The following is a 19,499-nucleotide window of genomic DNA, read 5'->3' on the forward strand; positions in this document are numbered from 1 at the left end:
TGCTACTTTATTTTAATTCCTTTTGTTTCATCGTTCCCTTCTGATAAAAAATTCGTTACAATGTAGTTGTATGGTAATAAACTTATGAATTTAAAACATGTAATGAAAACCGCAAATGAAAAATGAATTGATAATCCTCAATTTTAAATGAAAACCCTTTTATACATAAATAACAAGTAAAGTTCCTTCTTTTAAATAAACTCAAACAAAACGATTTGATATAAATGTTTTTTTATAGAAGTATGGATGATGTACGGAGGCAATTACAAATGAAAGAAAATAAGAAGAGTAAGAAAAGACGAATCTTTCAAGTGTTTTTACTAATGATTTGTTCTGCTATATTATATGTAAGTTATGCAGCTTACGATATTTGGAGTTATCGTTTTAAAACAGATGATAGCGTGAAAACGGATGCTGGTATCGTACTAGGAGCAGCTTCTTGGAATGGAAAACCATCTCCTGTATTTAAAGAAAGAATTAATCATGCGATTTCTTTATATAAGAATGGAAATATTAAAAAGATTATTTTTACAGGTGGTACAAAGTTCGAGGCAGAGCTTGAGGAAGCGCGTACTGCAAGAGTATATGCAATGAAACAAGGTGTAAAAGAGGAAGATATTTTAATTGAAACAAAATCCCTTTTCACTGAAGAAAATTTAAAGAATGCGAAGGAAGTTGGAATAGAGAACGGAATACGCACATACACGATTGTAAGTGATCCACTTCATATGAAACGCGCAATGAGAATCGCAAAACATATTAATATTGAAGCGTATGCTTCACCGACGCCGACATCAGCATATAAAACGCTAGATACAGAAATACCATTCTTCTTTAAAGAATTATTCTCGTACATTGGATATGTAACCTCTTTGCCGTTAAAGGCATTAAAGGGAGATTAATATAAGAAAAGGAACTACCTTTAAATAGGAACTTTTCTTATTAGTCAAAAACATTGTATTTTTATCGGAATAGTGAAACAATAGAGAGGTAGCTTCATATAATCATAATAAAAAAGTGAGCGGTTGAAGAATCGAACATAAAGGAGATTATAGTATGGCACTCTCATTTGTTGAAACAGAAGAACAATCTTTCATTATTGAACAAATAAATAAATTGATTCCGAAGTTCATGGAAAGAGAGCATCAACTAAGTGAATTAGGATCATTTCCGCATGAAAATATGAATGATTTGAAAGGTATCGGGTATACGAAATTAACGTTACCGAAGGAATTTGGTGGTAGTGCAATTTCTTTATATGACTTTGTTTTATTTCAAGAGAAAATCGCAGAAGGCTGCGGAGCTACTGCATTATCGATTGGATGGCATCTTGGCATTGTGAAAGAGCTAGCGGAAAATCGCTCTTGGAATGGTGAGATGTTCAAATGGTTTTGCGAAGAGGTGCGTAATGGTGCGCTCTTTAATCGGGCAGCAACAGAGCCGAAAACAGGGAGTCCAACGCGTGGCGGTAAACCAGAAACAATAGCGGTTCAACAAGGCGAGAAGTGGGTTATAAATGGAAGAAAAACTTTTACAACGATGGCGCCAATACTTGATTATTTTATTATTTCAGCAAGTATTGAAGGCCGAGAAGAAGTTGGTGAGTTTGTTATTCCGAGAAATACGCTCGGTGTATCCATTGAAGAAACGTGGGATAGCGTCGCGATGAGAGGGACTGCTAGTCACGACCTTGTCTTACAAAATGTAGAGATAGAAAACCGCTTTTTTACGGATGTATTAGGCGGGAAAGTGAATCAAAAGGGTATCGGCTGGTTGCTACATATACCAGCATGTTATTTAGGAATTGCACAATCAGCAAGAAATTATGCAGTTCAGTTTGCGGGATCATACAAGCCGAATAGTTTAAATCATTCTATTAGTTTATTGCCGAATGTTAGAAGGTTAGTTGGAGAATTAGAACTCGAGCTTATGCAAGCTCGCGTCTTTTTATATCAAATTGCGAAAAAATACGATGAGGCAGAAGATAAACTTTCACTGCAAGCAGAGCTAGCAGCAGTGAAATACGCCGTAACAAATGCGGCGATATCCATAGTGGATAAATCAATGCGCATCGTAGGAGCAAAAAGTTTATCAGAAAAAAATCCGCTTCATCGTTACTATTTAAACGTCAGAGCAGGACTACACAATCCGCCGATGGATGATGCAACACTATCTATGCTGGCGGATGCGGCGTTTCGTTCGTAGGTTTTTTAACTTGAATTTTATTGTTTATGTACAATATAGTTGTTTTGAAAGCACGTGTTTGATTAGTAATCGAACGCGTGCTTTTTATGTGCAGGAACGTACCAAGTTGAGATGTAGGTTTTTAATATAAATGGTTATCATGGTTTTGTGATTGTTTCTTGTTGAAAAATTCTTATCGTAATGCCAGTTTGGAACCTTTGTAAATAATTACTGAATTTAATCCCAAATCAATGGTCTTTCCAAATCTACCATTCGCAAATATTGTAAAAATTGACCTGCATGGACCGCATCATGATAGGCAATTCGTAAAAGCATATCGCCTAAATATCTTTGATAGCCAACATCACTGCGATCAATAAGTCTTGAATCTAGTTCGGCTATGTTTATCGATTGAACATATTCTATGAAGTCAGTAAAGTATGATTGTGCCAACTCAATCTCTTTTTTTACACAAGTAATTGGCTCGTCATTATACGGGATGTGTATGTCGTTTATTGAGCCGTTGTTTTTTAAAATCATATGATAGTAAAAAGTTGAGCTCCATACGTGACGAATCATTTCACCAAAGGACATAGCCTCATGATCAGGCTTCCAATTAAGAAAATTATCGGGAAGAGAATTCCATAATTTTTCTGAGCGCCTTCTCGTTTCTTTCAAATTTAATATACTAAGATCAATTGCATTCATAATACATTCTCCTTTACTATTAAACTTAAAATAATTGTATCAATTTAATAGTTAGGGTATCATCGAAATATGAATGTATACCCGAATATCTCATATATAGCTAAACTCATTGCTGAACCTACAAGAGCAATCATCTTAGATTGTTTAATGAATAATCAAGCACTACCTGCTAGTGAATTGGCTTATATGGCAAGAGTGTCACATCCAACAATTAGTTCTCATCTTTCTAAATTAGTAGAGGGGAATCTACTTAAAGTTGAACAACATGGTAGACATCGTTACTATCGACTTGCTAATCAAGAGGTAGCAGAAGTGCTTGAAAAGTTAGGAACAATCGCACCAACAGTCCAAGTTCGTTCTTTAAAACAATCGGATCAACTAAAACAAGTTCGTTATGCTCGAACTTGCTATGATCATCTTGCAGGCAAACTCGGTGTAGAGATAGCTGAAAAATTGCTAGATAAGGAATTTATCATTTTAGAGGAAGGAGAATACATTGTAACGGAACAAGGTGAAAAGTGGTTTCTGAATTTTGGAATAAATATTGAAGCGGCAGAAATAAAGAGGAGGGTATTTGCAAAACCTTGTCTTGATTGGAGTGAAAGACGCTACCATATTTCTGGTTGGTTAGGATCTGCAATAGCAAAACTATTTTTTGAACAGGAATGGATTACAAAAACGGATAAGAATCGGGCTGTCCATCTTACAAGAAAAGGTAAGAAGTTATTGAAAGACCAATTAGGCATTGACATGGAAAATGAAGAAATTAAATAACCTGAGTCTATAGTTATATAGACTCAGGTTATTTAATTTTTTTTAAAATCTTAGATGATATTTGCACACGGCAAATTTAACCTCAATCGCTTTATGGGAAGAGGTGAAATGAAAACATAGTAGTTGAGGAAGTTCTATTAAATTATTAATCATATTACTTGAAAATTATGCGTAAGAATATAGTAAATGAAGGGAGATATAAAATGAATAAAATTAAACTGAAAGTATTAAATGTAAGATATGTAGTGATATGTATTTTATTCACTATTATATGTATCCTCACTTCATTCTTCATTTCTAGTAATTCCAGCGTATTTAAATCATTTTATATGAATCAATTATTAGGAACGAATTCTACTAAAGGCCTTATGTATATGATAGGCAGTGAAAATCGTTATTTTGCAGAAGAATTTCATAAAGAAAAAGGACGAGCGTCTTTGGAATCTTTTTTACTGTCACTTTCTACAAATATTAATGTAAATGACCTTCGAAGTTTATTAACCCGAGAACTTCCAAATATGAATCAATTTTATTCGGAAATATTAATTGCAGGGGAAGGAACAGATTATACGAACATTCCTGAAGAATCCAGTATTCCTTTAGAGAATATTAAAGATAAAGGTACTGCTGTTAAACACCCAAAGAGTGAGAAAGAAAACAATGCAAATACACAAAATAACGGTGAAAATAAAGTTTTTATTTATCATACACATAGTTGGGAGTCGTTTATTCCTCTCATTCCAGGTGCTACTAAACCTAATGATGCCTCTAGTACAAATAATGAAGTGAATATTACGTTTGTTGGAAACTATTTAAAACAAAAGTTAGAAGAAAAAGGAATAGGGGTTTCACATGATACGACAAATATGAGGGATTTTCTGCGAAATAAAAATTTAAACTGGGCCCAATCCTACAAAGGATCTCGTCAAATATTACAAGATAAATTAGCGCAAGATAAAAATATTATGTTTCCAATGGACCTTCATAGAGATGATGCACGAAAAAATATTACAACAAAAAATATTAATGGAAAGAATTATGCTCGGCTCTATTTTATTTTAGGGCGAGAAAATCCTAACTATGAAAAAAATAAAAAAATAGTAACAGCAATTAATTCATATTTAGATGAAAAATATTACGGTTTAAGCCGAGGGATTTTTATTAAAGATCGTAAAAGCGGTAACGGAGTATATAATCAAGACCTTTCTCCAAATGCATTACTTATTGAAATGGGAGGGGTAGATAATACACCAGAAGAATTGTATGCTTCCGTTGATGCATTAGTAGAAGCATTTAGCCATTATTATAATGAAGTAACAAAGAAAAATAACTAAATGTAAAGGGAAAACTTAGTGTTTTGTAAAATGAAAAGGAGTGACACCTAGTCCGAGGTTCTAGGGGGTTACTCTTTTTTTTGTAGAATATAAAAAATATAACATTACTAATAAATGTTATCAAATGAAAAAATCTTTCTTTTCATTCTTCTTTTTATCGTTTTATAGGAGAATGCTATGCTTCTTATTTCACCTACTGTATAATAAGAAAAAAGCACGAAAAGAGGTCATCTCATGCTAGAGGTTATTGCAACATGTTTAGAAGATGTGAAACGAATTGAACGAGCAGGTGGGAAGCGAATTGAATTAATTTCATCTTATACAGAAGGCGGTTTAACGCCGAGTTATGCATTTATTAAAAAAGCAGTAGAAGCAGTACATATACCGATTCACGTTATGATTCGTCCGCATGCGAAGTCTTTTACCTATACGGAAGAAGAAATTGAAATGATGAAAGAAGACATTGTCGTTGCGCAAAATTTAGGTGCAGCGGGTATTGTATTAGGCGTATTAAACGAACGAAATGAAGTAGATGAAGAGAAACTAGCGGATTTATTATCTGTGGTAGATGGAATAAATGTAACATATCACCGAGCAATAGATGATACAGAAAATCCAGTAGAAGCGATGAGAACTTTAACGAAATTTCATAAAGTGACTCACGTTTTAACTTCAGGCGGACAAGGAAGTATAGTTGATAATATTCCGGTGCTTACAGATATGCAAAAGGTAAGCGATGGTCAAATTCAACTTGTTGCTGGAGCTGGCGTGACGAAAGAAAATATAAAGCGATTGCTAGATGAAACTGGAATTTCGCAAGCTCATGTCGGTACAGCAGTAAGAGAAGGGAAATCATGTTTTGCTGAAATTGATCCTAATTTAGTACAAGAATTAGTTCAAATAATAAAGTGAAACTTTAATCAGTGGGGGTGTTCTTCCCCCGCTGATTATTAGTTGAACCAATCGGGCTTTTACGGGTAGTTGATCCATATCTAGCTTCTTTGCTTTCGTTGAATTTTGAGGTGGGGGTCTTACTGCCCGTTAAAGCGGGATAAAATAAGCACTTAAGAAAGAGGAGAAACGATGAAGGAAAATACGAAGAAAGAATTATTCTCATGGGCTAAAACGATAGCATTTACCCTTGTATTAATCGCAATTATTCGCGGTGTTTTATTTACACCGTCATTAGTACAAGGCGAATCGATGATGCCCACTTTAGAAAATAACGAACGAGTTCTCGTCAATAAGATTGGTTACAGTATAAGTGGATTAGAACGCTTTGATATTATCGTCTTCCACGGAAAAGAAGGATACGATTTAGTAAAACGAGTAATCGGTTTACCAGGCGATACAGTTGAGTATAAAAATGATGTTTTATATGTAAACGGCAAAGCGATGGAAGAACCATATTTAAAAGAGTTTAAAGAAAAAGCAGCAGGCCGTGTATTAACTCCAGACTTTACGTTAGAACAAATCACAGGAAAAACGAAAGTGCCAGCAGGCCAAGTGTTTGTTTTAGGGGATAATCGTGAAGTTTCGAAAGATGGTCGTATGTTTGGATTTATTTCAGAAGATGAAATTGTCGGAAAAGGACAAGCAGTTTTCTGGCCGTTGAAACAAGTAAGAGCGCTATAAAGTAAGTATGGGAGAAATATTCTTCCGGTGGATTTAAATCACATTTTTTGTGAAACTGAATGTTCATTTAAGAAAGACAGAGGTCATTTTGATTATTATTTTTCAAAATGGCCTCTGTTTATTTGAAGATAATATTGAAAGGAGGGAATTAAGATGACAACGAAAGAATCAAAAGTTATCTTAAACAGGAAAGGAGCCAGGAAAGTAAACGAAATTCCTAAAGAGGTCTTACAGTTACTACAGCAAGGGAAAGTAGAAAGTGTTAATCTAACAGAATGGCTAGCTATAAATCATATTGAACTACTTAAAAATGTCTTACCTTCAATAGGACTCAAGAATAGTTTGGAATATATAGTAGGTGAATTAGAAAAACAGAACGTTGAAACAGGAATGAAAGTCATACGAATAACAGGAACTTTACTGGATGAAATTATAATCAAAGAGAATGAAGGAAACAAGGAAGACGTACTGTTAAAATTATCTAAGCATATTTCAGATAGTGTACGATGTTGGGCAGCGTTTATGAATAAAAAGTCAAATAACACATTAAAAGATACATTAACGTATATTCGACCTTTTGCGGCGGATCATCATTTTGGTGTTCGAGAAATTGCTTGGATGTCAATTAGAGAAGATCTTTCACAAAATATAGAAGAAAGTGTGGAATTGTTAGTAGAATGGGCAAAAAGTGAAGATGAGAATATTCGCAGGTTCTCTGTAGAATCTATTCGTCCTCGAGGTGTATGGAGTAAACATATTGAAATATTAAAACAAGAACCTGAAAAAGCACTTCCCATTCTTAATTTACTTAAATCAGATCCATCAAAATATGTACAAGATTCGGTTGGAAACTGGTTAAATGATGCAAGTAAAACGAAACCGGATTGGGTAATGAACCTGTGTGAAGAATGGGAAAAGGATACTGACATAAAATCAACTAGTAGAATTATTAAAAAAGCTAAAAGAACGATTTTGAAAAATAAGTAATATGTAACTAATAGACTTGTTAGTTCTACGAAGGAACAATCAATCATGTTAAAAAAAAGAATACTTTGAATAACTATGAGAAGAGCATGTATTGATCAATACATGCTCTTTATATTTTCTTTTATATCAGTGTTATTAATGAAAGGTGATCAAATTTTATTTCAAATCTAAACTTCCGTACTTTTTTATTGTAACTTTTATTCAAATAGTTTTGTAGCAACATGTACTTTGGAAAGTGAACCGTCTCTATTTCTAAAAAAAATTTTATATTCACCGTCAGGAAGCCAATCACTCCAATTTATACTAAATTCACTTATCGCTTGTTCCCCTGGTTTTAAAGTTCCGTCAATCATCCAAGCACCTTTAGCGTTATATAAAGTATAACTAAAAGGAGAATCACCAGTATTTTGTACAAGAACGCTTAAGTTATCTCCATTAAAATAGTTGAAATTATAAGTGGTTGATCCGAAAAATGCAACGTCTTCGTTAGTTATGGCACGTTGTTCAATTTGAGAGTCTAGCTTAGTATCTTCGTTTGTAGCAAATGTCACATTATAACCTATACAAAAAGATAGCATAATAGCAGGAATCACTAGCAACTTTTTCAAAAGAAACACTCCTTATATTTCGTATTATGTATATAATAATTGAAAAATATTGAAATGTAATAGTTTAATGTGAAAATTTACAAATGTATATAATTATTTACGCTTATTTTAAATTACCGACAAAACATAAAGATTAAGTAATTGAAAAAAATATTGATAGAATTGAAAGAATATTTTATAATTTTAAATTATATGTTTGTTTCGAAAAACGGAATTCAAGTTCCGAAATTCGGAACAAGAGGGAGATAGAATGAGTATAAATAAAACGGCAGTTAAGACAATGGATATTTTGGAATTGTTTTATGAGCATGAAGAGCTAAGTTTAACAGAGATGGTTCAGCTTACGAGTATGCCGAAAACATCTGTTTATCGTTTAATTGGCTCGTTAGAAGAAATGGAGTTTTTACAAAAAAACGAGAAGGGAAGATATCGTTTAGGAGTTGTTTTTTTACGATTTGGTCAACTTGTTTCACAAAGGTTATCAGTAAGAAATATTGCGATTCCATATATGAAAGAGCTTAGGGATAGTTTAGGGCAGGCAGTTAATTTAATTATTCAAGATGGTAATGACGCGATTTATGTGGAAAAGATGGAAGGCGTTCAGCCGGTACGTGTGTATACGGCGGTTGGAAGACGAGCTCCACTTTATGCCGGTGCTTGTCCAAGAATTTTACTATCGTATTTCTCTGAGGAAGAGAAACGGAAATACATAGAGGAAACGGATTTAAAGCAGTTTGCAGATGGAACAATCGTGGATAAGAAGCAATTGCTAGAAGTGTTACAAATGGCGAAAAAGGAAGGACATACCATTAGCTACTCTGAGTTAGAAAATCATACTGCGGCTATAGCAGCGCCTATTTTTGCAAGCGATGGAACGGTTGTAGCAGGTATTAGTATTTCGGGATTAGCAATTGAGTATAGCGAAAGTAATATTTCATATTTTATCGCGAAGGTGAAAGAAACAGCACATCGCATTTCGAAAGAACTCGGCTTTTTGGCATAGAAAGAGGGAGTAGGATGAAATTTTCTGCATTAGGGGATCAAGCAATTATTGTTACATTTGGTGAAGAAATGGGGATGGATGTATACGAAAAAGTGCAACGACTATTTCAAGCACTACAGCAACATCCGTTTACAGGAATGATTGAATGCGTTCCGTCGTTTACTTCCTTAGCGGTCTACTACAATGTATACGAAGTATGGAAGCGAAATGAGAGAAGTGAAGGGTTATATAATTACGTTTGCCAATATATAAAAGAGCTGTGTGATTCGTATAAAGAAGAATTGAACCGAGATGTGAAACAGATTTCTATACCAGTTTGTTACGGGGAAGAATATGGACCTGATTTAGAAGAGGTTGCACATTATCACGGTTTGCAAGTAGAAGATGTGATTCGAATACATAGTGAAACAACATATTTTGTGTATATGCTAGGTTTTACACCAGGGTTCCCGTACTTAGGAGGACTATCAAAAGAGCTAGAAACACCTAGAAAAGAAACACCACGGCTGCAAATCTCTCCTGGTTCAGTAGGTATTGGCGGTAATCAAACAGGTATTTATCCGCTTGAAACACCAGGTGGATGGAATATTATTGGCCGAACACCAATCTCCTTATTTAATCCGGAAGAAGAAACACCAACTTATATCCAAAGCGGTATGTATTTACGATTTATTCCAATAACGAAAGAAGAGTACGTATCACTTGAGGGGGCTAAGGAATGGATGTAGAGGTTTTGCATGCAGGAATGTTTACAACAGTCCAAGATTTAGGGCGATCTCATTATCAACAATACGGCGTACCTGTTGGCGGGGCTATGGATCAAAGTGCACTTCGGATGATCAATATGTTAGTTGGTAATGAAGAGAATGAAGCGGGACTCGAAATGACGATTATGGGACCGAAAATGTTAATAAAGAAAACGACGTTACTTGCGATTGGTGGTGCGGATATGGAACCGCTACTAAATGGGGAGCGTATTCCATTATGGCGTCCTATTTTAGCGGAAGAAGGTAGCATGCTTTGCTTTGGAAAAGTGAAAAGCGGTTGCAGAACGTATGTGACTTTTGCAGGTGGTATACATATTGATCGTACAATGGGAAGCAAAAGTACTTACATACGTGCTGCGATTGGTGGTATGGAAGGAAGAATGCTGAAAAAAGGGGATTATTTTCAACTTGGTACGCACTCAGAAATGGCGAATCGTTTCATTCAAGACTTACAAAAGGATGAGCGAATGAAAACGAAATGGGCAATTAGCAGCAGCGTACGACCAAAATATAAGAAGGATCCTAAGCTTCGTGTCATAACTGATTTTGAATATGATCAATTTAAAGAGGAAAGTAAAAAGGCGTTTTTTACGAAAGAATATAAGGTATCTAATTACGCTGATCGTATGGGCTATAGGGTTGAGGGAGAAGTTTTAAATAGGATTGAAGAAAAAGAGATTTTATCGAGTCCCGTTACATTTGGAACGATTCAAGTTCCAAACGGTGGACAGCCGATTATATTAATGGCAGATAGGCAAACGACAGGTGGCTATCCGAGAATAGGAAATATCATTTCAGTAGATCTACCTCTTCTTGCCCAGTTAAAACCGGGGGATTATGTTTCATTTGAGAAAATTACGCTTGAAGAAGCGGAACAATTGTATATAGAACAAGAAGTAAATATAAATCTATTAAAAAAATTCATCGCTTTACGAAATTGAAATTAGGAGGGAAACATTGTGACTACAATCGATTTAAACTGTGATTTAGGAGAAAGTTTTGGAGCTTATAAAATGGGGAATGATGACGAGATTCTTCCGTTCGTTTCCTCTATAAACGTTGCTTGCGGTTTTCATGCGGGTGATCCGGTTGTTATGAGGCAAACGGTTGAAAAAGCTCTGCAGCATAACATAGCAATTGGCGCGCACCCTGGATTTCCAGATTTAATTGGATTTGGTAGAAGGAACATGAACGTTTCAGCAGGTGAAGTATACGATTATGTTTTATATCAAATTGGTGCATTAGACGGGTTTGTGAAAGTAGCTGGCGGCAAGATGCATCATGTGAAACCGCACGGAGCTCTATATAATATGGCGGCAACTGATCCAGAAATTGCAGATGCAATAGTAAAGGCAATTTATCATATTAATCCAAGTCTATCACTTTACGGATTAGCAAATAGCGAGGCGTTTATACAGGCCGCGGAAAAATACAATATAACTCTCGTACAAGAAGCTTTTGCTGATCGTACGTATCAGCAAGATGGGACGTTAACAAGTCGTACGGAAGAAAATGCACTTATAAAAAATGAAGATGAAGCGATAAAACAAGTGCTTCAAATGGTGAAAGAAGGTTATGTAAATTCGGTGAATGGCGAGAAAGTAGCAGTTCAGGCGCAAACGATTTGTTTACACGGTGACGGAGAGAAAGCAGTCCAATTTGCAGGAAGAATATACAGAACATTCAAACTTAATGGCGTTTCTATTTGTGCACCGAAATAAAAAAATGAGGGGAAGTGTTGGAATTGGTGAAATTAATCGGGATATTATTAGTTGCAGTGGGCTTTTTATTTAGATTAAATACACTGTTAGTCGTTATGGTTGCTGGTGTTGTTACTGGTATGGTTTCAGGATTAAGCTTTTATGATGTTATCAGCATGTTCGGTAAATTTTTCATAGAAAATAGATATATGTCTATGCCGATTATACTAACTTTACCGGTAATCGGAATTTTAGAGCGTTACGGTTTAAAAGAAAGAGCAGAAGCACTTATAACAAAATCTAAGGGTGCAACAACTGGAAGAGTATTAATGTCATATTTTACGATAAGAGAATCATCAGCAGCACTTGGACTGAATATCGGTGGTCATGCACAAACAGTAAGACCGCTTGTTGCGCCGATGGCAGAAGGGGCTGCGCAAGGTAAATACGGTAAACTGCCTGAAAAATTAAGAGAGAAGATTAAAGCAAACGCAGCAGCTGCGGAGAACACTGCTTGGTTTTTCGGAGAAGACATTTTTATCGCAACTGGTGCCATTTTATTAATGAAAGGATTCTTCGATTCAGTAGGTATGCATGTCGGTGTATGGGATATGGCACTATGGGGTATTCCAACTGCAATATCTGCACTGATTGTAAGCTGGATTAGATTTAGAAGGTTTGATACATATATAGCGAAAACGATGGAATCAAAAGAAAAAGAAGAGAAGGAGGTAATCTAATATGAACATCATAACTATGGATACAATCTATTACGTATTAGGTATAATTGTTGCCTTTATCGCTGTTCGTATCGCATTCGATCGTGAACATCCAAACCGATTCGGCTCTAGTTTATTTTGGGCATTGTTTGCAGTTACATTTTTATTCGGAAATGTAATTCCTTCGTTTTACGTTGGCTGTATAGTGATCGCTATGGTCGTGTTAGCTTCACTAAATAAAGTAACAAAATCAGAGGAAAAAGAAGTTCCAGTACAAGAACGTGTAAAACATGCTGAGAAATTAAAAAATAAAATTTTTATGCCTGCACTATTAATACCTATTTTTACAATTATCGGTACGTTGACGTTAGGGAAAATTAAATGGGGAAATATTTCTCTTGTTGATCCGGATAAAGTAACGTTAGTTGCATTAGCATTAGGTGCATTGCTCGCATTCGTTGCAGCAATGCGTATTACAAAGTCGAAAATAACAACGCCTGTTCAAGAAGGAAGTAGATTACTACAGGCAGTCGGATGGGCTGTTATTTTACCACAAATGTTAGCAGCACTTGGCGGTATTTTCGCAAAATCTGGCGTTGGACAAGTTGTTTCTGATTTAGTCGGTCAAGTATTACCGACTGAATATCCGTTCGTTGCTGTTATGGCATATTGTTTAGGAATGATGCTTTTCACAGTCGTAATGGGAAATGCATTCGCAGCGTTTGCTGTTATTACTGGTGGAATTGGCTTACCTTTAATTGTACAAATGCACGGCGGGAATCCAGCGATTATGGCAGCTCTTGGTATGTTTGCTGGATATTGCGGAACGCTGCTTACTCCAATGGCAGCAAACTTTAATATTGTACCTGCGATGCTTTTAGAGCTAAAGGATAAAAATGCGGTTATTAAAGCACAAATACCAATTGCTCTTTCAATCTTTATTATCAATATGTTTATTATGTACGGCCTAGTATATCGTTTCTAATTAGGAGGGAAAACTATGAAAACAGTATTATTAACAGGGTTCGATCCGTTTGGCGGAGAAAGCATTAATCCAGCTTGGGAAGTCGCAAAAAGTTTACATGAAAAAACAGTGGGAGAATACAAGATTATTAGTAAACAAGTACCAACTGTATTTCATAAATCAATAAGCGTGTTAAAAGAGTATATAAAAGAACTAAACCCAGAAATAATTATGTGTATCGGACAAGCTGGGGGCAGACCAGATATTACGATAGAGCGTGTCGCAATTAATATTGATGATGCAAGAATTGCTGACAATGAAGGGAATCAGCCGGTAGATGTACCAGTTGTAGAAGAAGGACCAGCTGCCTATTGGTCTACGCTTCCGATGAAAGCAATTGTAAAAAGACTTCAAGAAGAAGGCATACCAGCTTCTGTTTCACAATCAGCAGGTACATTCGTTTGTAATCATTTATTCTATGGTCTCATGCATGAACTAGAGAAACATGATAAGAAAATAAAAGGAGGATTTGTTCATATACCGTTCTTACCAGAACAAGCGAGCAATTATCCAGGGCAACCGAGTATGTCACTTTCTACTATTAGTAAAGGGATAGAATTGGCAATTGAGGTAACGATGACAGTTGAGGTAGATATTGTAGAAATTGGTGGCACGACGCATTAAATAAACCGAATCATCCAACACCTCCTGTAAACAACTGGTATAATAAGTATAGCAATATACATAGAGGTGATTTTTGTGCAGCAATATGAAGAAATTCGTTCAATTTTAGAAAAAGAGAAGAAAATTACAGTATTAACAGGCGCTGGTGCAAGTACAGAAAGTGGTATCCCAGATTTTCGTTCAGCAAATGGATTGTACGCTGATGCGAATGTGGAAATGTACTTGTCAAGAGGATACTATAACAGAAGTCCCAAAGAATTTTGGAAGCATTATAAAGAAATATTTCAAATTAATACGTTTCATCAATATAAACCAAATCATGGGCATCGCTTTTTAGCTGAGTTAGAAGAACAAGGGAAAGATATTACGATTTTAACGCAAAATATTGACGGTTTACATCAAGTAGGCGGTAGTAAGCATGTCATTGATTTACACGGAACACTTCAAACAGCACATTGTCCGAAGTGTAAAGCGGGATATGATTTGCAGTATATGATTGATCATGAGGTGCCGCGCTGCGGGAAGTGTAATTTTATTTTAAATCCAGACGTTGTTTTATACGGAGATACACTGCCGCAATATCAAAATGCGATAAAACGTTTATATGAAACAGATGTGCTTATCGTTATGGGAACTTCATTAAAAGTGCAACCTGTTGCTTCATTCCCGCAAATTGCAAAGAGAGAAGTAGGAGCAACGACAATTTTAGTAAATGAAGAGTTAACAGGACAGGAATATAACTTTGATTATGTTTTTCAAAATAAGATTGGTGAATTTGTTGAAGGGTTATCTTCAATGAAATAAATTATCAAAAAACTGAGGTATCTACCTCAGTTTTTTATTTGAGTAATCGCTGTTTTAAGCCACATGAAAACATGTCGATAATGTAGTAACCACATCTCTATAATTCATAAGAAAGTGTTGCGTAGGTAAAATGGCAGAGTAAGAAGTAATATTATCTTTAGCGAATACACAATCGTCATAAAGTAAGCTAATGTGTAGCTGTTGTAAAGGCTCTATTTGGTTTTGTTTTAAGTATAAAACTAAATCGTTATAAAGTTGTTGCACATACTTATCTACAGAATGTTCTAATGAAAGCTGACCTACTATGCTAGTCCACCATACTTTAAAACTACATATTAACTCTTTAAAGGATTTCTCATTACATAAATGAGTGTCAAAAAGCTTCTCATAAAAGATATGATTTTCCTCATGAAAAATTTGTGAATCATATTTGTCGTTAGCAATTTGTTTGCGAAGTGTATGCCATAATTCTTTGAAATTCGCTTCAAAGTCATTAGTGAAATTAAATTTTCTTGCTATGTAAGGAAACCGCAAACTTTCTTTTTTCTCTTTTTGGTTGAGATAAATATTTTGAATATAAATCATAAAGTTTAAACAATATGACGTATTAGTATGTATTGTAAATGAATCTGTCATTTCATTTTCTCCTTAGTAATGTCTTTTATTGATTTATTTCTTAAGTATACAAAGAAATGAAAGTGAATGGTACAAAAATCCAATTACTTAAAATCTTTCTTTTAGAATACCATTCATGTTATTACTGAATAAGGGGAATGGTAATAAATAGGGAGTGAAAATGAAAATACTGAAAATTAAATCTTTTATTTCTTTTGTAATTAATATAAAATTCTATATATATCATATAAATAAATTTGATACATAATGGTTCCATGTAGAAATGTTAATAGAATGAAGCGAGGGAGCGAAATGAGACAGAAAAAGGAGCAGAAGAAACAATCGAAAAAGAAAAAGACTCATATTCCATTTCGGTTGAATGTACTATTTTTTATCGTCTTTCTTTTATTTTCAGCTATTATAATTCAATTAGGTAAAGTACAAATCATTGATGGAGAAACGTATAGAAATGAAGTGAACAAAAAAGAAGATGTAACGGTAAGCACTCCTGTTCCTAGGGGGAAAATGTTTGATCGGCAAGGGCATGTGATTGTAAATAATAAACCGTTACGAACCGTTACGTATACGAAAATGAAAGGAGTAGACTCGAAAGAAGTTTTACAAGTGGCAAGAAGTTTAGCGCAGCTAATTGAAATGTCGCCAGAAGATATAAATAAGTTAACAGAAACAGATAAAAAAGATTTTTGGATGCAGTTAAATGAAAAGCGGGCAGCAGCAAAAGTAACGAAGGAAGATGAAAATACATTTAGGAAGCAAGAGATAGAAGGGAAAGAATTAGATAAAAAAGTAGAAGAGTTACGCAGGGAAAGAATTACACAAGAAGAATTAAGTGAACTTTCAAAAGAGGATCTAGAAGTACTAGCAATTAAAAGTAGAATGAATGCGGGATATAAAATGACGCCGCAAATCGTTAAAAAAGATGTAAGTCAAAATGAATATGCGATCGTTAGTGAAAGATTGGCAAGCTTGCCAGGAGTAGATACGACAGTCGATTGGGAACGTGAATACCCAAATGATAAAATACTTCGTTCTATCCTTGGGAGCGTGTCTACTGAAAATGAAGGATTGCCAAGAGAACAATTAGATTATTACTTAGTCCGTGATTATAACAGAAATGATCGTATTGGTAAGAGTTACATCGAAAAACAATACGAAGATGCATTACATGGAACGAAAGAACAGACTAGAAATATTACAGATAAAACAGGGAATATTATTCGAACTGAAAAAGTGACTGAAGGAAAAAGTGGAAATAATTTAATGTTAACCGTGGACATGGATTTACAGAAAAAAGTAGAGGAAAGCCTTGAGAAGAATTTACGAGCATTCCATTCTGCAGAGCCGATGATGGATCGTGCGTTCGTTGTAATGATGAACCCGAAAAACGGTCAAATTTTATCGATGGCAGGAAAGAAAATTGTAAATAAAGATGGCGGGATGCAAATAGAAGATTACGCATTAGGAACGATGACAAGTTCTTATGAATTAGGGTCAACTGTAAAAGGGGCTACGTTATTAGCTGGATATCAAACTGAAACTATTAAGCCGTATACGCATTTCTTTGATGCACCAATGTATTTTAAAGGAAGTTCTAAGCCAAAGAAATCGTGGAAAGAATTTGGTGATATTGATGATTTAAGAGCTTTACAAGTTTCATCAAACGTTTATATGTTTAATACTGCATTAAAAATGGCGGGTATAAATTATGTGCCAAATAATCCGTTAGACATTAGACAAGAGACATTTAATACAATGCGCTACTATTTTAGACAATTTGGCTTAGGTGTACCGACTGGTATTGACTTGCCGAATGAATCGATTGGTCAAATGGGTAGAACGGATAACATACCTGGTTTTTTACTTGATTATGCGATTGGACAGTACGATACATATACGCCACTTCAACTTGCTCAATACGTTTCAACAATTGCAAATGGTGGCTACCGAATGAAACCGCAAATTGTACAAGAAGTAAGAGAACAACCAAATAGACCAGAGGATGTTGGAAAAGTTATTCGTTCGATAGAGCCTGTTATTTTAAATCGAGTGGATATGGATACTTCGTACATTAATCATGTAAAAGAAGGGTTTAGAAGAGTATTTCAAGAAACTGATGGAACAGGTGCTGGAACGTTTAAAGGATTACCGTATAAACCAGCTGGAAAAACAGGAACAGCAGAGACAGTGTATGGCGGAGAAAGTGATATTGGAAGAGATGAAAACTATAACCGAAAAAAATGTTATAATTTAACTCTTGCCGGTTATGCACCATATGATGCTGATCCGGAAGTAGCTTTTTCAGTTGTTGTACCATGGGTGAATGATGATAAATCCGGAATTAATTCCGCGATTGGTAAAGAGATTTTGGATGCGTATTTTGACTTGAAAGCGAAAAGAGTAAATGGAAATCCAGTCCCAGTAGAACAGCCGAAAAAGGCCCAGTAAAAAAAGTATCACTGCATTGAGACATATTGTGCAGTGATATATTTTTTGAATTAAAAAGCGTTTGAATAAGGTGGGAATGGATATGAAACAGGAGATTAAGAGAGGTTGGGGGAAATACATATTCTTTGTGTTTGTTTTGGTAATAGCCTATCATTCTTTTACTTTATGTAAAGTGGAAGGGAAATCGATGCAACCGACTTTATTTGAGGAAGACTACGTATTTGTAAATAAAGCAGCCGTACATTTTTCTAATTTACAGCACGGAGAAATAGTCATTATAAAGGAAGAGGATGAGTCGAAATATTATGTGAAACGAGTAATAGGACTTCCTGGTGACGTAATTAACATAACGAATGGAACAGTATATGTTAATGATACAAAGCAAGAAGAGCCGTATACAAATAAAGATTTATTCAATAATACGCAAGTGTTTTATAACTTTCAAAAGACAAAAATTCCGCCAAATAAGTTATTTGTAATGGGCGATAATCGTGAACTTAGTAGAGATAGCCGAAACGGTTTAGGATATATTGAAGAAGATAACATAATTGGCAAGGTGGAATTTGTGTATTATCCTTTTTCAAAAATGAAAATCATAGAATAAGTGGGGGATGTGCAAAACCCCCACTTATTAACGTTTCACTTTATTTTCTTTAAAAAACCTTTTGGATTAAACGATATGAAAAACTTATGCTTAGATTCATCGATTATGAAGTTATTGTTTTTAGCTAAAAACTCATCCACAGCTTCCATCGGGCCAGGACCCCAATCGGGAAGAAGCGGATTTCCATTAATAGAGGTATCTTCTACAATCATATAACTTCCAGTAGTGACAATAGATTTATATTATCGAGTTTAAATTCTCCTTTCTAAAAAGGATTCTCTCGTTTGACGTAAAGTGTTTACACATGAAAGTTGCACTATATACTATGTGGTAAGGAATTGTAAGGCGAGTGTTTTTACTTGAAAATAAGCCAAATAACTCATGTGGAAAATGAAAGGAAATGATCGTATGTACAAGTACACAATTTGTTTTATTAGAAAAAGCGATAAAATACTGCTATTAAATAGAAATAAAAAGCCGAATATGGGGATGTGGAATGGTGTCGGAGGGAAAATAGAAGATAATGAAACGCCATATGAAGGAATAATTAGAGAAACGCTTGAGGAAACAGGCATAGATTTTCCAAGTGTAACGTATAAAGGGAATGTGGTTTTTAAAAGTAAGGACGAGCCTTGGGGTAGTGAAGGAATGTATGTATTCTTTGCTGATCTGCCAGATGGAGTACATATGGACACGCCATTAAGTACGGCGGAAGGATTGTTAGAATGGAAAGAAATTGATTGGATATTAGATAGTGACAATAGAGGTGTAGTTAGCAATTTACCAAGGTACTTACCAATAATATTAAAAGAAGAAAATAAATTAGAGCATATATTTACATATGATAACCGGAATATTATTAATTACACAACTTCATTTTTGACAGAAGATGATGCGAACAAGTGGTATGAAAAACAACACATTTCTCAATAGAAAAAATACG

21 protein-coding genes and 1 pseudogene are annotated in these 19,499 nt (G+C 34.9%); 18 read left to right on the plus strand and 4 right to left on the minus strand.

Translation table 11 applies throughout. The features are described 5' to 3' along the window. Positions 1–269: 269 nt before the first annotated feature. Complete coding sequence (locus CO726_RS05495; RefSeq protein WP_000662223.1) at positions 270–902, plus strand: YdcF family protein; 633 nt, start codon at positions 270–272, stop codon at positions 900–902. A 154-nt stretch (positions 903–1,056) separates the two neighbouring features. Beyond that, positions 1,057–2,205, plus strand: a complete 1,149-nt coding sequence (locus CO726_RS05500) for an acyl-CoA dehydrogenase family protein (RefSeq protein ID WP_099683576.1) — start codon at positions 1,057–1,059, stop codon at positions 2,203–2,205. Between the two features lie 216 nt (positions 2,206–2,421). Here the strand turns inward: CO726_RS05500 and CO726_RS05505 are convergent, their stop codons facing one another. Further along, positions 2,422–2,892, minus strand: coding sequence for a DinB family protein (locus CO726_RS05505; protein WP_099683577.1), 471 nt, complete (start codon positions 2,890–2,892; stop codon positions 2,422–2,424). 69 nt (positions 2,893–2,961) lie between these two features. Here CO726_RS05505 and CO726_RS05510 point away from each other — a divergent pair, with 69 nt between their 5' ends. From CO726_RS05510 to CO726_RS05535, 5 genes are all read left to right on the plus strand, one after another. Further along, positions 2,962–3,666 carry an ArsR/SmtB family transcription factor gene (locus CO726_RS05510; RefSeq protein ID WP_099683578.1) on the plus strand — a complete coding sequence of 235 codons (705 nt, stop codon included), beginning with the start codon at positions 2,962–2,964 and terminating at the stop codon, positions 3,664–3,666. Between the two features lie 203 nt (positions 3,667–3,869). Then, positions 3,870–5,000, plus strand: a complete 1,131-nt coding sequence (gene spoIIP / locus CO726_RS05515; RefSeq protein ID WP_099683579.1) for a stage II sporulation protein P — start codon at positions 3,870–3,872, stop codon at positions 4,998–5,000. A gap of 234 nt (positions 5,001–5,234) precedes the next feature. Next, positions 5,235–5,912 (plus strand): copper homeostasis protein CutC, encoded by a 678-nt coding sequence (locus CO726_RS05520; RefSeq protein WP_099683580.1) that lies wholly within the window; start codon positions 5,235–5,237, stop codon positions 5,910–5,912. Positions 5,913–6,083: 171 nt separating this feature from the next. Beyond that, positions 6,084–6,635 (plus strand): signal peptidase I, encoded by a 552-nt coding sequence (gene lepB / locus CO726_RS05530; RefSeq protein WP_099683582.1) that lies wholly within the window; start codon positions 6,084–6,086, stop codon positions 6,633–6,635. A gap of 153 nt (positions 6,636–6,788) precedes the next feature. Further along, positions 6,789–7,622: a DNA alkylation repair protein gene (locus tag CO726_RS05535; protein WP_099683583.1), complete on the plus strand. Its 834-nt coding sequence runs from the start codon at positions 6,789–6,791 to the stop codon at positions 7,620–7,622. A 197-nt stretch (positions 7,623–7,819) separates the two neighbouring features. On the opposite strand, the gene CO726_RS05540 is transcribed toward CO726_RS05535, so the two are convergent. After that, the gene (locus tag CO726_RS05540; RefSeq protein WP_099683584.1) at positions 7,820–8,230 is read right to left on the minus strand and encodes a hypothetical protein; all 411 of its coding nucleotides are present in this window, start codon (positions 8,228–8,230) and stop codon (positions 7,820–7,822) included. A 250-nt stretch (positions 8,231–8,480) separates the two neighbouring features. Between CO726_RS05540 and CO726_RS05545 the strand changes: the two genes are divergently transcribed. From CO726_RS05545 to CO726_RS05580, 8 genes are all read left to right on the plus strand, one after another. Next, positions 8,481–9,233, plus strand: a complete 753-nt coding sequence (locus CO726_RS05545; RefSeq protein ID WP_016134848.1) for an IclR family transcriptional regulator — start codon at positions 8,481–8,483, stop codon at positions 9,231–9,233. 14 nt (positions 9,234–9,247) lie between these two features. Beyond that, positions 9,248–9,961, plus strand: a complete 714-nt coding sequence (pxpB, locus tag CO726_RS05550; protein ID WP_016134847.1) for a 5-oxoprolinase subunit PxpB — start codon at positions 9,248–9,250, stop codon at positions 9,959–9,961. Continuing rightward, positions 9,952–10,941 carry a 5-oxoprolinase subunit C family protein gene (locus CO726_RS05555; protein WP_099683585.1) on the plus strand — a complete coding sequence of 330 codons (990 nt, stop codon included), beginning with the start codon at positions 9,952–9,954 and terminating at the stop codon, positions 10,939–10,941. Before pxpB ends, CO726_RS05555 begins: the two co-directional genes overlap by 10 nt. A gap of 18 nt (positions 10,942–10,959) precedes the next feature. After that, the gene (gene pxpA, locus CO726_RS05560) at positions 10,960–11,721 is read left to right on the plus strand and encodes a 5-oxoprolinase subunit PxpA (RefSeq protein ID WP_099683586.1); all 762 of its coding nucleotides are present in this window, start codon (positions 10,960–10,962) and stop codon (positions 11,719–11,721) included. A gap of 23 nt (positions 11,722–11,744) precedes the next feature. Further along, positions 11,745–12,440: a DUF969 domain-containing protein gene (locus tag CO726_RS05565; protein ID WP_136699428.1), complete on the plus strand. Its 696-nt coding sequence runs from the start codon at positions 11,745–11,747 to the stop codon at positions 12,438–12,440. A 1-nt stretch (position 12,441) separates the two neighbouring features. After that, positions 12,442–13,404: a DUF979 domain-containing protein gene (locus CO726_RS05570; protein ID WP_099683588.1), complete on the plus strand. Its 963-nt coding sequence runs from the start codon at positions 12,442–12,444 to the stop codon at positions 13,402–13,404. 15 nt (positions 13,405–13,419) lie between these two features. Then, a complete protein-coding gene (pcp, locus tag CO726_RS05575; RefSeq protein ID WP_099683589.1) occupies positions 13,420–14,067 on the plus strand; it encodes a pyroglutamyl-peptidase I in 648 nt (215 codons plus the stop codon). A 75-nt stretch (positions 14,068–14,142) separates the two neighbouring features. Further along, on the plus strand, positions 14,143–14,871 hold the full coding sequence (locus CO726_RS05580) for an NAD-dependent protein deacylase (protein ID WP_136699399.1): 729 nt from the start codon (positions 14,143–14,145) through the stop codon (positions 14,869–14,871). A gap of 54 nt (positions 14,872–14,925) precedes the next feature. Here CO726_RS05580 and CO726_RS05585 read toward each other — a convergent pair whose 3' ends face one another. Then, positions 14,926–15,507: a hypothetical protein gene (locus CO726_RS05585; RefSeq protein WP_099683591.1), complete on the minus strand. Its 582-nt coding sequence runs from the start codon at positions 15,505–15,507 to the stop codon at positions 14,926–14,928. Between the two features lie 291 nt (positions 15,508–15,798). Here CO726_RS05585 and CO726_RS05590 point away from each other — a divergent pair, with 291 nt between their 5' ends. Then, positions 15,799–17,952, plus strand: a complete 2,154-nt coding sequence (locus tag CO726_RS05590) for a peptidoglycan D,D-transpeptidase FtsI family protein (RefSeq protein ID WP_099683592.1) — start codon at positions 15,799–15,801, stop codon at positions 17,950–17,952. Positions 17,953–18,034: 82 nt separating this feature from the next. Beyond that, the gene (lepB, locus tag CO726_RS05595) at positions 18,035–18,556 is read left to right on the plus strand and encodes a signal peptidase I (protein ID WP_099683593.1); all 522 of its coding nucleotides are present in this window, start codon (positions 18,035–18,037) and stop codon (positions 18,554–18,556) included. Positions 18,557–18,591: 35 nt separating this feature from the next. Here lepB (CO726_RS05595) and CO726_RS05600 read toward each other — a convergent pair. Beyond that, positions 18,592–18,798 (minus strand): annotated as a pseudogene (locus tag CO726_RS05600) (CmcI family methyltransferase); the annotation flags it as partial. A gap of 139 nt (positions 18,799–18,937) precedes the next feature. Here CO726_RS05600 and CO726_RS05610 point away from each other — a divergent pair. After that, on the plus strand, positions 18,938–19,489 hold the full coding sequence (locus CO726_RS05610) for an NUDIX hydrolase (protein ID WP_136699401.1): 552 nt from the start codon (positions 18,938–18,940) through the stop codon (positions 19,487–19,489). The last annotated feature ends 10 nt before the right edge of the window (positions 19,490–19,499 follow it).

This window comes from Bacillus fungorum (genome assembly GCF_002746455.1).
Taxonomy (GTDB): domain Bacteria; phylum Bacillota; class Bacilli; order Bacillales; family Bacillaceae_G; genus Bacillus_A; species Bacillus_A fungorum.